Source organism: Labrenzia sp. PO1 (genome assembly GCF_012273635.1).
GTDB classification, from domain to species: Bacteria; Pseudomonadota; Alphaproteobacteria; order Rhizobiales; family Stappiaceae; genus Roseibium; species Roseibium algicola.
Map to the genome: position 1 here is coordinate 122091 of NZ_JAAXCR010000004.1, position 12686 is coordinate 134776.

Consider the following 12686-nt stretch of genomic DNA (forward strand, 5'->3'; position numbering starts at 1 on the left):
TAGAGCCAAATGACGGACCAGACACCTGCCCTGAACAGTTCGGAGGACATGACCCTCCTGATCGTTGACGACGACAAGCCGTTTCAGCAGCGCCTCGCACGCGCCATGGAAAAACGCGGCTTTACGACGGAAACAGCCGACAGTGTTCAGGACGCAGCCGGCAAGATTGCCCAGAACGCCCCGGCCTTCGCCATTGTCGACATGCGGCTTGAAGACGGTAACGGTCTTGATGTCATCGAACAGCTTCGCCAGCGCCGTCCGGATGCCCGCGCCATCGTGCTGACCGGATACGGCAACATTGCCACAGCGGTCACGGCGGTCAAACTGGGGGCTATCGACTATCTCGCAAAGCCCGCCGATCCGGACGATATCGTTGCCGCGCTTGCGCGCAAGCCGGAAGACAAGGCGCAGCCGCCGGAAAACCCGATGTCGGCCGACCGGGTCCGCTGGGAGCATATCCAGCGGGTGTACGAGCTTTGCGACCGCAACGTTTCGGAGACCGCGCGCCGGCTGAACATGCACCGCCGAACCCTGCAAAGGATCCTGGCAAAGCGCGCGCCGCGCTGAGAAAGCCGGGGCTTCCCGCCATTGCGGGCTTGCCCTTAGACTGCCACTTTGCCTAAGTATTCCCAAACGGTGCCAACCTGCGCTCCCACGGAGATCGCTTATGCGGCTTGATGCTGCCCATGCTCTTGTTACCCCCGCGCTGAAATCCGGCCTGCTGGCCGCGTGCAGCGTGGTTCTTATGATGTCGGCTTTGCCTGCACAGGCTCAATCGGTTCCCGAAACCGTGCGCATCAACGTGGAACCGCCGCAACCCGGCATCCGGTCCATCACCGTGAACAAGAAATACCGGCCGATCATCAGCCGCGACGACAAGGGTGTGGTCATCGACACGATGGGCAGCGACAACAAGTTGCCGCCCTGTGACGTCAAGCTTGAGGTCACTCTGGAAAACAGCCGCGTCCTGCATCGGGATGCCAGCTTCTGCTCCGGCGGCACGCTTGTGGTCGACGTCTCGAACGACGGCAAGCCGGGCGCGGTCGCCCGCATCGTCGGCACAACTTCCGGAACGGCCGCCGGCCCGGTTTCCAATGCTCCGGCGGCAACACAGTCTTCCCAGCAGGATCGACCTGCCGAAGGACAGCAGACCGCTTCCAACTCCAACGGATCATCGACCCCATCCGTTGAGGAAATCAAACCGCCTGCCGAAGGGGGCGGGCTGAAGCCGCTCGACCAGGTCGATACCCCGATTTCCGCACCCGGCACCGAAACGGCCTCCCTGCCTGATGACATCGATACGGTAACCGGTGACGGTTATCCGGGTGCCGCCAATTCCGAACCGGTTCTGGTGAGCCCGAACGAGGCGCGCGAGTGGCTGGCCGAACCGGGTACGCAGCCCGGAACACCATCGCTGCTTCAGCACGCCGTAGCGCAAACCGACGACCGGGATTTCCGGGCCGATTGCACCACCCAGTCCGGGTTTGCCAAGATCACGTTCCAGCAGGCTCCCGCCGGGCTTCTGGAAGGCATGCCACAGGCCGTGCGCATTTCCGCAGGCGAATTCGACAGCGTCTACAATGCTTTCGGTTCTTCCAGCGCCAATGAAGCCGGCATATCGCTGCCCGAAGTCAACATTGAAATGACCGACCCGCTGTGGGAGGCCATGATCAAGCAGTCTGCCCTGTCGATTGCGGTCGAAGGCCTGCCTGCACACGAAGTTTCCCTGAAAGGCAGCGCCAACCCGGTGCGCCTGTTCGTTGCCACCTGCGCCCAGCCTCAGCAGATCGTTTCGGACGATGCCTACGGCAGCGGTGCGGAAGAAGCGAACTCGGATCTTTCCTGCTCCGAGGCCGGCCGGGTGCGGTCGGTCGAAGCCGTCCGGCCTGGTCAGATCGTGTTCCGAAACGCCAGCCGTCAGCCCATCGAGGTGAGCTGGGTGGATTACCGCGGTGGCGAGCGGCCCTACGCGCGCCTTGAACCGGGGCAGATCCTGGAACAACAGACCTATGTTTCCCACGCCTGGACCGTGCGCGGCTCCAGTGGCGAATGCCGGGGCATTTACGTCACCAAGACCCCGTACAGGGAAGTCGTGATCAACGGACCCGCGAACTTCGGTGCCCCCGGTAACAACGGCTTTGGTAACAACGGGTTCGGCAACAACGGCTTCGACAACAATGGCGGTAGCTGGGGTGCCCCCAACGGTGGCGGTTTCGACGGTCAGCCCGGCAACGATTTCCCGTCCGGCCCCGTCCCCCCGGGATCCATCGAAGGCTCAAACCAGCCGAATTTCCAGCAACAGCAGACGGCTCGGGCCAATGTGGCCGACTACCTTTGCACCGCCGGCATAGATCTGAATGTCGTGTTTTCGCCGGACATGCAGTCCGCAACCGTTGCCGAAATGGGCTATGGCGCGGTCACCCTGCAGAGACAGGGCAGCGCCAACACGTTCTATTACGAATCCCAGGGGCATGTGCTGAAGGGTCAGGTTCAAAATGCCACCTGGTCCCGTCCCGGATTGCGGGACGTGTTCTGCGCCCGCAGATAAATTTCAGACACACTTGTAAAAAACGACAGGTTTAATACTTGGTAGAAATCCGGACTGTCTGACAGTTTTCGGGGCCCTAATCGTTTTAACGGCATAAATCTTCTGTCTTCTTAAGCATTTGGTCAATCATTAAGAGGAAACCTTGTCGGACAGAGTTCGATAGGAATCACTTAACCATGTCCTTCGCCCGTTGGCCCATTACCTGGAAGATCAGCCTCCCGATCGCAACCATCCTGCTGTTTACAGCCGCGATCTGCGTGGTGAGCCTCAACAGCCTCTATTCGGCGATGTTCGCCGAACGTCTCAAGAAGATCGAGGAAATTTCCGATAGCGCGGTTTCAATCGCCGCCTATTACCACGGCCTGGAAAAAAGCGGGCAGATGAGCCGCGAGGAAGCGCAGACCGCAGCCCGCGCCGCCATCGGTGCCATCCGGTTCGAAGGCGACAACTATGTCTTCGCCTATGACTACCAGGGCATGAACCTGATCCACCCGAACGCCAAGCTGGTCGGCACCAACATGATTGGTTTTTCCGACCAGACGGGTGTCAAGATCGTTGCCGAACTGATCAAGGATGCCAAGGCCGGCGGCGGATCGCTGCTTTACTACTGGCCGCGCGCGAACGGCGAGGTTCCGGTTGAAAAATACGGCTGGGGATCCGGCTTCGAGCCGTGGGGCTGGATGGTCGGCACGGGGGTTTATGTTGACGACCTCGACGAAGCCTACTGGAGTGCTGCCACCGCGATCATCGCCCTGGCCCTGGTCGGCGCCCTGATCGCCATCGGTATCGCTGTTGTTGCTGTTCGCAACACGGTCCGCCCGCTGCGCGCGCTGACCGACAACATGAGCCTCCTGGCAGAAGGCAACACCAGCATCACGATCGACGGTACCGACCGCGGCGACGAGATCGGCCAGATGGCAAGCGCCATGGAAGTTTTCGTCCGGAACGAAGCTGCACGGCGCGAGCTTGAAGAGCAGCAGAATTCCAGCCAGGAAGACGCTGCCCGCAAGGGAGCCGAAATCCAGCAGCTCAGCGGCGACTTCGATCGTCAGATCATGGAAATGCTCAACATCATCGACAGCTCCGTGCAGAACCTGCAGGCTGCTTCCGCCGACATGACCGGTGTAGCGGCACAGACGACGGAACAGAGCGGCCGCGTTTCCAACGCCTCCTCCCAGGCAGCCCACAACGTTGAAACCGTTGCGGCGGCGGCCGAAGAACTGTCGGCCTCGGTCAACGAAATCCGCCGTCAGGTCCAGTCTTCCAGCGAGATTGCGGCCCGCGCTGCCGGAGAAGCCCAGGCAACCAACCAGCGCATGCATGGCCTTTCCGAAAGCGCCAGCCGCATCGGCGAGGTCGTGAACCTGATCCAGGCGATTGCCGAACAGACCAACCTCCTGGCGCTTAACGCGACCATCGAGGCGGCACGCGCAGGCGAAGCCGGCAGGGGATTTGCGGTCGTTGCGGCGGAAGTCAAGGAGCTGGCCACCCAGACTTCCAAGGCGACCGAGGAAATTTCCAGCCAGATCACGGCGATCCAGGATGAAACCGGTCATGCGGCCAGTGCCATCTCCTCGGTTACCGAGATCATCAACAACATGAACGAAATCGCCTCGTCCATTGCCTCTTCCGTGGAAGAGCAGGGCGTCGCGACGCAGGAAATCGCCAGCAACGCGACTGAAGCCTCGCGCAGCACGGTTGAAGTGACCACGAACATCGAGACCGTTGCAGCGGCTGCCGAAAACACCCGCGACACCGCGGAAAAGGTCGATAGCTCGGCCCAGCAGCTGAAGGAAAACGCCTCGATGCTGCGCAATCAGGTCGGCACCTTCCTGCAGGAAGTCCGCAAGCGCTCCGTGGCCTAAGGTCCGGACACCAGACGCAAAAAGCCCGCAGTCCCTCAAAGACTGCGGGCTTTTTCGTGTCTGCTTCCAAGTGGTATGTCAGCCAGGCGGGGTCGTCAGAAGGCCTTCTCCAAGAACCTTGAAAGCGTCGATCACCTTCTTCAGGTCCGCTTGCGGGTCATCGCTTGCCGCAATCCAGAGCGCTGCATTGAAGGCAGCGCCGTTCAGAAGCCGCGCAGCGGCTTCCGCGTCGACGGGTTTTACCAGGCCTTCGGCGATCAGACGTTCAAGCGCACTTGTCGTTGTCTGCAGGCAAACATTCTGGCTCGGCCACTGTGACGGATCGCCAAGTACGGATGGTCCGTCCAGCAGCACGATACGCTGTACTTCCGGCTTCAGAGCCATCTCGATATAGGCGATGCCTTCTGCCATGAGCGACTCCCATTCGCTTCCGCCAAGCCGGCTGGCGGCTTCCTTGGCTTCGGCTGCAATTTCGCCATCGAGCTGATTGACCACCGCCTGCAGAAGGCCCTTCTTGTCTCCGAAATTGTGATAAAGCGCGCCGCGCGTCAGGCCGACAGAAGCGGTCAGTTCATCCATGGACGCAGCCGCGTAGCCCTGTTCGGCAAAGGCTTTTCGCCCTGCCGCTATCAGCTTTGCCCGCGTTTCCTCCATCATTTCGGCTCGTTTTCCAGGCGCCATCCTTACCTCGCAAATTCGCATACGCTGCGTATGCCAATTGACATACGGCGCGTATGTGAGTTATTCACATACGCAGCGTATCTCAATAAGCGCTCCCCGTTAAGCCCGGTTTCACACCGAAGCTCCAACCCTGAAAGGACTGAACATGACCAAGAGCCAACCCGTTTTCCCGGAGGGCCGTCACGCCCTTTATGACACGCATAAATATTCGGCTGCTCTTCGCTCCGGCGACCTTCTTTTTGTATCCGGTCAGGTCGGCAGCCGCGCAGATGGCACGCCTGAACCAAACTACGAAGATCAAGTGCGCCTGGCCTTTGAAAACCTGCAAGCCGTACTCAAAGCGGCCGGCTGCGGACTGGACGATATCGTCGACGTCACGACCTTCCACACGGACCCGGAAAACCAGTTCGAGAGCCTGATGAAGGTGAAGGACGAGGTTTTCGAAGAAGCGCCTTATCCGAACTGGGCGGCTGTCGGCGTCAACTGGCTGGCCGGTTTCGATTTTGAAATCAAGGTCATCGCACGAATTCCCGACGGCGCCTGACACCTTTTCGGCAGACCTGCCTTCCGGTTTCATCGAGCCTGAAGGCAGGCCGGACCGAAACCAACTCTTCAACGGTTGCAAGCAGCGAAGTGGCACACCACGTGCGGATGGCGCTGGGAGACGGACACTGACCTTCTCCAGCGCATGTCTGCCGATGCATGTTCAATGGAGACCAGGTTATGAACGACACCACGAATTGGCACCTTTCCGAAGAAATCCGGACATCTGCCGGTGTCGTCATGGCGGGCCGGGCGGGTGAAGGGCCGTCGCTGGTGCTCGCACACGGCTGGCCGTGGTCGTCCTGGTCCTGGCATCGGCTCATTCCGGAACTCTCCAGGAAGTTCCGCGTCCACTGGTACGACATGCCTGGATACGGCCAGTCGGCAAAGTCAGCTGACCAACGCACATCTCTCGACATTCAGGGCAAGGTCTTTGCCGAAATGCTCGATCATTGGCAACTCGAACGGCCATCGGTCGTAGCCCATGACTTTGGCGGGGCAACAACGTTGCGGGCGCATCTTCTGCACGGCTGCGATTTCGACAAATACGTCTTGATGAACGTCGTTGCCCTCAGTCCCTGGGGGTCGGAGTTCTTCGATCACGTCGGCCGCCATGTGGAAGCCTTTGTCGGGCTCCCGCCGCATATCCACCGCGCGGTTGTCGATGCCTATATCGGCGGCGCCCTTGTCAACGAAATCGGGGCCGAGGCCCGCGCGGCACTGGCTGACCCCTGGCTGAGCGAAGAAGGCCGCGGCAGCTTCTATCGCCAGTTCGCCCAGGCAGACGAAGCCTATACCAACGAGATCGAACCGCTTTACGGCGACATCCGGTGCCCGGTGAAGATCCTTTGGGGAGAGGACGATCCGTGGATCCCGATCGACCGGGGCCGGGCTCTGCACGCCGCCATTCCGCAGTCGACATTCGAAACGCTGCCGAACGCCGGCCACCTGCCGCAACTCGAGGTACCGGATCTTGTTCTGGCCAAGCTGGGTGCCTTCCTCTGAGGGACAGGCGTCAGCTGCAGTTCAGATCTTGCGCAGGGCGACCTTGGCAATCTTGTGACTGGAATCCTTGGTCAGGATCAGGTCGGCGCGAGGCCGCGTCGGCAGGATGTTTTCGCGCAGGTTGACCAGGTTGATGTCGTTCCAGATGCGATTGGCGGTCGTGACGGCTTCCTGATCCGTGATCCGCGAATACTTATGGAAATAGGATCCCGGATCGCGGAAGGCTGTCTCGCGCAGGCGCATGAAGCGGTCGACATACCAGTTCAGCAGCAGGGTTTCATCGGCATCGATATAGACCGAGAAGTCGAAGAAATCCGAAACGAACGGCACAGCCCGCCCGTCCTTGGGCAATTCGCGCGTCTGCAGCACGTTGAGGCCTTCGACAATCAGAATATCGGGCCGGTCGACCGTCACCGTGTGGCCGGGCATGACATCGTAGTAGAAGTGCGAATAAACCGGTGCCCGGACGAACCGCTTGCCTGCCTTGATGTCCGACAGGAATTTCAGCAGACGTGGCCTGTCGAAACTTTCCGGAAAGCCCTTCTTGGACATCAGCCCTTCGGCTTCCAGCACCGCGTTTGGATACAGGAACCCGTCGGTTGTGATCAGGTCGACCTTGGGGCTGGCCGGCCAGCGGGCCAGAAGCTCACGCAGCACGCGCGAAGTGGTCGACTTGCCGACCGACACCGACCCGGCAACACCGATGATGAACGGCGTCTTGCCGTCGCGGGTGCCGAGGAAGTTCTGCGTTGCCTGAAAGATGCTGATGGTTGCTTCGGCATAGAAGGCAAGCAGACGGGAGAGCGGCAGGTAGATTGTCTCGACCTGCTCGATCGAGACCGGCGCATTGAGGCCCTGCAACTGGGCCACCTCATGCGCATCCAGCGTCATGGGCGTGTCCGCACGCAGTCTTGCCCACTCGCGCTCGGTGAACACCTGGTAGGGGGACAGATCCATGTCCAGGGCCGTGGCGACTTTCTGATCCATTACTTCGCAGTTCCTGCTGCGCGGCTGAACGCCGGATCCGGTACAGAGCCTGCAGGCCCTGGATTATTCCTGAGGCCGGGACGCCTTTTCTTCCAGTCCGGTCTGTCCCGTACGGCTCGCAAGCTCCTTCATAACATCCCCGAGGGGGACATTGGAGACATTGAGAACCACCAACAAGTGATAAAGCACATCGGCGGCCTCGGCCGTCAATTCCTGCCGGTCCTTCTGAACGGCGGCAATCGCCGCCTCAACCGCTTCTTCCCCCAGCTTCTGGGCGCATTTGGCAACGCCCTTGTTGACGAGCTTGCGCGTATAGGACTTGTCGTCCGCGCTATTCGCACGTGCAGCAATAATGGCGTCCAGATCTTCCAAAGTGAAGTCGGTCATTCGGCTAGTTCCCTTGAGGCCGTTTCAGGCGTCGAGGCGCATCGGTACGCCGGCGTCGTTCATGTAGTGCTTGGCTTCCTGAATGGTGTATTCGCCAAAGTGGAAGATCGAGGCGGCCAGCACCGCAGTGGCATGGCCATCACGGATGCCTTCCACCATGTGGTCCAGGTTGCCGACACCGCCCGAGGCGATCACCGGCACCGGCACCGCATCGGCAATCGCCCGGGTGAGGGCGATATTGTAGCCGGACTTGGTGCCATCCCGGTCCATGGACGTGACCAGCAGTTCACCGGCGCCCAGTTCGACAACCTTCCTGGCGAACTCAACAGCATCGATGCCGGTGGCATTGCGGCCGCCATGGGTGAAGATCTCGAATTTTTCCGGTTCGCCCGGAGCGTTGACCTGCTTGGCATCGATGGAAACGACGATGCATTGCGCGCCGAATTTTTCCGCCGCCTCGCGCACGAAATCCGGATTGGTAACGGCCGCCGTGTTGATCGACACCTTGTCGGCTCCGGCAATCAGCAGCTTGCGAATGTCTTCCACCGTGCGCACGCCGCCACCGACGGTAACCGGCATGAAACAGGCCTCGGCGGTGCGCCGGACAACGTCGTAGATCGTGTCCCTGCCCTCGTGACTGGCGGTGATGTCGAGAAAGCAGAGCTCGTCCGCCCCGGCCGCATCATAGGCCTTGGCGGCTTCCACCGGATCACCGGCATCGACCAGATCCACGAAGTTGACGCCCTTGACGACACGGCCGTCCTTGACGTCGAGACAGGGAATGACACGGGCTTTCAAGGTCATGATGCTTTGCTCCGCGCGGCCAGGATCAATTCCATGGCTTCTTTCGGATCGAGACGGCCGTCGTAGAGCGCACGGCCCGAGATTGCCCCTTCCAGGATGGCGCAGTCCGGCTCCAGCAGGCGGTGAATGTCGTCGATCGACGCAAGGCCGCCCGAGGCAATGACCGGAATGGAGACGGCGCGGGCAAGGTCCAGCGTCGAGGGAATATTGAGGCCTTTCAGGACGCCGTCGCGATCGATATCGGTGTAGATGATCGCCGCAACGCCTGCATCCTCGAACTGCCTGGCAAGATCGACGGCGGTAAGTTCGGACGTTTCCGCCCAGCCCTCGACGGCGACATAACCGCCCTTGGCATCTATGCCGACGGCGACCTTGCCGGGGAACTTGCGGCAGGCTTCCTTCACCAGGTCCGGATCGCGCACGGCAACAGTGCCCAGGATGACGCGGCTGATGCCCTTGTCCAGCCAGGTTTCGATATGTTCCAGCGTCCTGATCCCGCCACCCAGCTGCACCGGGTTCTTCGTTGCCCCCAGAATGGCATCGACAGCCGCGCCGTTGACGCTCTCGCCGGCGAACGCGCCGTTGAGATCGACCACATGGAGCCATTCGAAGCCCTGATCCTCGAACGCCCGGGCTTGCGCGCCCGGGTTGTCGTTGAACACGGTTGCCTGGTCCATGTCGCCCAGTTTCAGGCGAACGCACTGGCCATCCTTCAGATCGATGGCGGGAAAGAGGATCATGTCGCTTTAAATTCCTTCAACGATGACGATTTCGCCATCGGCTACCTTCTGGCGGATTTTCACCGCTTCCTGATATTCCGGCGAATTATAGCAATCAACCGCGTGCTGGAAGCTCGGAAATTCGATGATGACGTTGCGCGCCCGGCCCGGGCCTTCAATGGCATCGGTCTTGCCGCCGCGGGCAAGGAAATTGGCGCCGAACCGCTCGAAAGCGGGCTTTGCCGTTTCCACGTATGCCGGATATCCGTCGGCGTCATGCACGTCGACACGGGCGATCCAGTAACCTTTGCTCATGTTGGCCTCCCAGGCGCTTTAAGATTAAGGGGTCCAGTCCAGGAAATTGGCGATCAGCTCCAGACCGAGCCGCTGGCTTTTTTCCGGGTGGAACTGGGTGCCGATCATGTTGTCCTTCGCCACCATGGCGGTGAAGGTGCCGGCATAGTCGAACGTTGCCAGGCGGTCTTCCGCCCTGGCGCAGGCAAAGTGGAACGAGTGCACGAAATAGGCGTGAAGGCCATCCGGTCCCGTTTCCAGCCCCTTGAAAACCGGGTGGCTTTCCGGACGGACCTCAATGGTGTTCCAGCCCATGTGGGGGATTTTCAGCGTCTTGTCTGCCGGTTCCATGGCTGTAACGTCGCCTTCGACCCAGCCAAGACCTTCAACGGTCTCGAATTCCAGGCCGCGGCTTGCCATCAGCTGCATGCCGACGCAGATACCGAAGAACGGCTTGCCGTCCTTGCGAACGACCTGTTCCAGCGCCTCGGGCATGCCTTCGACAGCCCACAGGCCGCGCTTGCAGTCGGCAAAGGCGCCGACACCCGGCAGCACGACACGGTCGGCCTTCAGTACCCTTTCGGGGTCGGACGTCACGATAACGTCGGGCGTGTGGGCGTGGGCGCGGGCCGCGCGCTCAAACGCCTTTTCGGCCGAGCGCAGGTTGCCCGAGCCGTAGTCGATAATCGCAATTGTCATTGACGGGTCTCCGGACCGAGGGTCAGGCCCACCACCTGCTCGCTACCGATCCTCGGGATGATCGGTTGGGAGGCGGGGCGCTGTTGCCGGTCGATTTGAGGTCTGGGCGGCGACACTCGGTCAGCCGCCTTGTGGAGAAATCGGAGTTCGGCTTCGCTCTTGTTGTGCGCGTCGACGATGCCGACAACGCGCCAGCCCTTGCGTTCAAGCGACCAGCGGCGCAGCGCCTGGGCCTCGAGGCCGAACAGGATTGAGGTGAAGAGGGCAACGACGGCCATGGCTTCCTGACTGACGGACAGCGCCAGCAACTCGATCACCAGCGTCGCGGCGAGATAGCCAAGCAGCACCAGCCACATGCGGTTGACCAGCAGCCAGATGACGGCAAACAGGAACGCAAGTGTCGAGAAGCCGTCCGGAACGAAGGCGAGCCTGTCGGTCTGGCGAGGATCGCCAGCCACGTCTTCGAATTCTGGCGGAGCCATCACAACATATGTGCTCATGCGCCGTTTCCTGCCCTAGCTGCCGAGCTGGCCCTTGGTGGTCGGAATGCGGTCTGCCTGCCGCGGATCGATCTCCACCGCCTTGCGCAAGGAGCGCGCAACCGCCTTGAAGCAAGTTTCGGCGATGTGATGGCAATTGGAGCCATAAAGGTTGGCAATATGAAGGGTAATCCCGGAATTCATCGCAAATGCCCGGAAAAACTCCTCGAACAGCTCCGTGTCGAATTCACCGATCTTGTCCCGGTCGAAGGTGACGTCCCAGACCAGGAAGGGACGGCCGGACACATCCAGCGCGCAGCGGGTCAGCGCTTCATCCATGGCAAGATGGGTATCGGCATAACGGGTGATGCCCGCCATGTCGCCCAGCGCTTCGGAAATTGCCTGGCCCAGCGCAATGCCGGTATCCTCGACCGTGTGGTGAAAGTCGATATGAGTGTCGCCATCGGCACGGGCCTTGATGTCGATCAGCGAATGTCGCGACAATTGCTCCAGCATATGGTCGAAGAACCCGACGCCGGTCTGGACGTCGTATGCGCCCGTGCCGTCCAGGTTGATCTCGACCGCGATGCGGGTTTCCTTGGTGTCGCGCGATACACTCGCTGTGCGCATGTGCTGATGCCCCGTGGGTAATGGGAAAGAAGAACCGCGGTGTTGTAGCAGCCTGAACCGTCTAAGAAAATAGCGGTTTCATAGTGAAAGGGTTCTGTGGCCGGACTATCTTGCAGACTGGCAAATCGGCATTCGTCTGTCGCCGCGTTCCTGAAATCCATTTTGGGGGAAATCCATCATGTACAAAAAAGCCATTTCAGAAGGCGGGATTGCCGTCGTTACCGGTGCTGCCAGCGGCGTCGGACTGGCCGCTGCCACCCGCTTCGCCCAGGCAGGACTAGGCGTCATTCTTGCCGATCTGCCCGGTCCGGCCCTTGAAGAGGCAACGGAAAAGGTGCGTGCCGCCGGTACGGTCGGTGTCGATATTTTCGCGGTTCCGACCGATGTCGGTGACATGGCGCAGGTGGAAGCCCTGGCCGAGAAGGCTTTTCAGACCGGGCCCGTCGCGGTCCTGATGAACAACGCCGGCATCAGCCTGCCGACCTCTGCCTGGGAGGACTTCGACAATTGGGTCCGCCTGATGGACATCAATTTCTACGGCGTCCTGCGCGGTGTCCATGCCTTCACGCCCCGCCTGATCGAGGCTGCCCGCCCGGCGGTCATCGTCAACACCGGATCGAAGCAGGGCATCACGACACCTCCGGGAAACCCCGGCTACAACACCACCAAGGCAGCCGTGAAAGTGCTCAGCGAACAGCTTGCCCATGAACTGCGGCAGGCCGGTGCGCCCATTTCGGTGCATCTGTTCGTGCCTGGGTTCACCTACACGGGCATGACCGCAAGCCACTTTCCGGAGAAGCCGGACGCGGCCTGGACCAGCGAGCAGACCGTCGATCACTTCATCGAACGGATGTCAGCGGGCGATTTCTACATCCTGTGCCCGGACAATGACGTCGACAGCACCAGGGACAATCGCCGGGCAGAATGGGCCATCGGCGATATCATTGAAAACCGGCCGCCGCTGTCGCGCTGGCATGACGACTACAAGGATGCCTTTGCGGAATTCGAGCGCACAGGCAAGGCGTAGTTCTGGGTAGTTCTGGCG

15 protein-coding genes are annotated in these 12686 nt (G+C 60.8%); 6 read left to right on the top strand and 9 right to left on the bottom strand.

All coding sequences use genetic code 11. The features are described from left to right. Positions 1-9: 9 nt before the first annotated feature. The 3 genes from HCG46_RS20615 to HCG46_RS20625 all read left to right on the top strand — a co-directional run bounded on the left by HCG46_RS20615 (position 10) and on the right by HCG46_RS20625 (position 4413). Entirely contained in the window at positions 10-567 is a 558-nt protein-coding gene (locus tag HCG46_RS20615; RefSeq protein ID WP_031269958.1) for an ActR/PrrA/RegA family redox response regulator transcription factor, read from the top strand. Between the two features lie 100 nt (positions 568-667). Further along, positions 668-2548 (top strand): hypothetical protein, encoded by a 1881-nt coding sequence (locus HCG46_RS20620; RefSeq protein WP_168687270.1) that lies wholly within the window; start codon positions 668-670, stop codon positions 2546-2548. A 176-nt stretch (positions 2549-2724) separates the two neighbouring features. After that, positions 2725-4413, top strand: coding sequence for a cache domain-containing protein (locus tag HCG46_RS20625; RefSeq protein WP_168687271.1), 1689 nt, complete (start codon positions 2725-2727; stop codon positions 4411-4413). A gap of 78 nt (positions 4414-4491) precedes the next feature. Here the strand turns inward: HCG46_RS20625 and HCG46_RS20630 are convergent, their stop codons facing one another. Then, positions 4492-5070: a TetR/AcrR family transcriptional regulator gene (locus tag HCG46_RS20630; protein WP_139314177.1), complete on the bottom strand. Its 579-nt coding sequence runs from the start codon at positions 5068-5070 to the stop codon at positions 4492-4494. A gap of 169 nt (positions 5071-5239) precedes the next feature. On the opposite strand from HCG46_RS20630, the gene HCG46_RS20635 reads away from it, so the two are divergent. Next, positions 5240-5638, top strand: a complete 399-nt coding sequence (locus HCG46_RS20635; RefSeq protein WP_168687272.1) for a RidA family protein — start codon at positions 5240-5242, stop codon at positions 5636-5638. Between the two features lie 179 nt (positions 5639-5817). Continuing rightward, positions 5818-6642 carry an alpha/beta hydrolase gene (locus tag HCG46_RS20640; RefSeq protein ID WP_168687273.1) on the top strand — a complete coding sequence of 275 codons (825 nt, stop codon included), beginning with the start codon at positions 5818-5820 and terminating at the stop codon, positions 6640-6642. A 21-nt stretch (positions 6643-6663) separates the two neighbouring features. On the opposite strand, the gene coaA is transcribed toward HCG46_RS20640, so the two are convergent. The 8 genes from coaA to hisB form a co-directional block, all read right to left on the bottom strand. Beyond that, positions 6664-7629 carry a type I pantothenate kinase gene (gene coaA / locus HCG46_RS20645; RefSeq protein ID WP_023002417.1) on the bottom strand — a complete coding sequence of 322 codons (966 nt, stop codon included), beginning with the start codon at positions 7627-7629 and terminating at the stop codon, positions 6664-6666. A 63-nt stretch (positions 7630-7692) separates the two neighbouring features. After that, the gene (locus tag HCG46_RS20650) at positions 7693-8016 is read right to left on the bottom strand and encodes a phosphoribosyl-ATP diphosphatase (protein ID WP_023002418.1); all 324 of its coding nucleotides are present in this window, start codon (positions 8014-8016) and stop codon (positions 7693-7695) included. Positions 8017-8040: 24 nt separating this feature from the next. Further along, the gene (gene hisF, locus HCG46_RS20655; protein WP_023002419.1) at positions 8041-8820 is read right to left on the bottom strand and encodes an imidazole glycerol phosphate synthase subunit HisF; all 780 of its coding nucleotides are present in this window, start codon (positions 8818-8820) and stop codon (positions 8041-8043) included. Next, positions 8817-9560: a 1-(5-phosphoribosyl)-5-[(5-phosphoribosylamino)methylideneamino]imidazole-4-carboxamide isomerase gene (gene hisA / locus HCG46_RS20660; protein WP_023002420.1), complete on the bottom strand. Its 744-nt coding sequence runs from the start codon at positions 9558-9560 to the stop codon at positions 8817-8819. Before hisA ends, hisF begins: the two co-directional genes overlap by 4 nt. A 6-nt stretch (positions 9561-9566) precedes the next feature. Next, a complete protein-coding gene (locus HCG46_RS20665) occupies positions 9567-9854 on the bottom strand; it encodes a DUF1330 domain-containing protein (RefSeq protein ID WP_023002421.1) in 288 nt (95 codons plus the stop codon). Positions 9855-9878: 24 nt separating this feature from the next. Further along, complete coding sequence (gene hisH, locus HCG46_RS20670) at positions 9879-10532, bottom strand: imidazole glycerol phosphate synthase subunit HisH (RefSeq protein ID WP_023002422.1); 654 nt, start codon at positions 10530-10532, stop codon at positions 9879-9881. Continuing rightward, on the bottom strand, positions 10529-11032 hold the full coding sequence (locus HCG46_RS20675) for a DUF2628 domain-containing protein (protein WP_031269963.1): 504 nt from the start codon (positions 11030-11032) through the stop codon (positions 10529-10531). The genes hisH and HCG46_RS20675 overlap by 4 nt, the downstream gene beginning before the upstream one ends. A gap of 15 nt (positions 11033-11047) precedes the next feature. Then, positions 11048-11641, bottom strand: coding sequence for an imidazoleglycerol-phosphate dehydratase HisB (gene hisB / locus HCG46_RS20680; protein WP_023002424.1), 594 nt, complete (start codon positions 11639-11641; stop codon positions 11048-11050). Positions 11642-11819: 178 nt separating this feature from the next. Between hisB and HCG46_RS20685 the strand changes: the two genes are divergently transcribed. Continuing rightward, positions 11820-12668: an SDR family NAD(P)-dependent oxidoreductase gene (locus HCG46_RS20685; RefSeq protein ID WP_075283227.1), complete on the top strand. Its 849-nt coding sequence runs from the start codon at positions 11820-11822 to the stop codon at positions 12666-12668. Positions 12669-12686 lie beyond the last annotated feature (18 nt).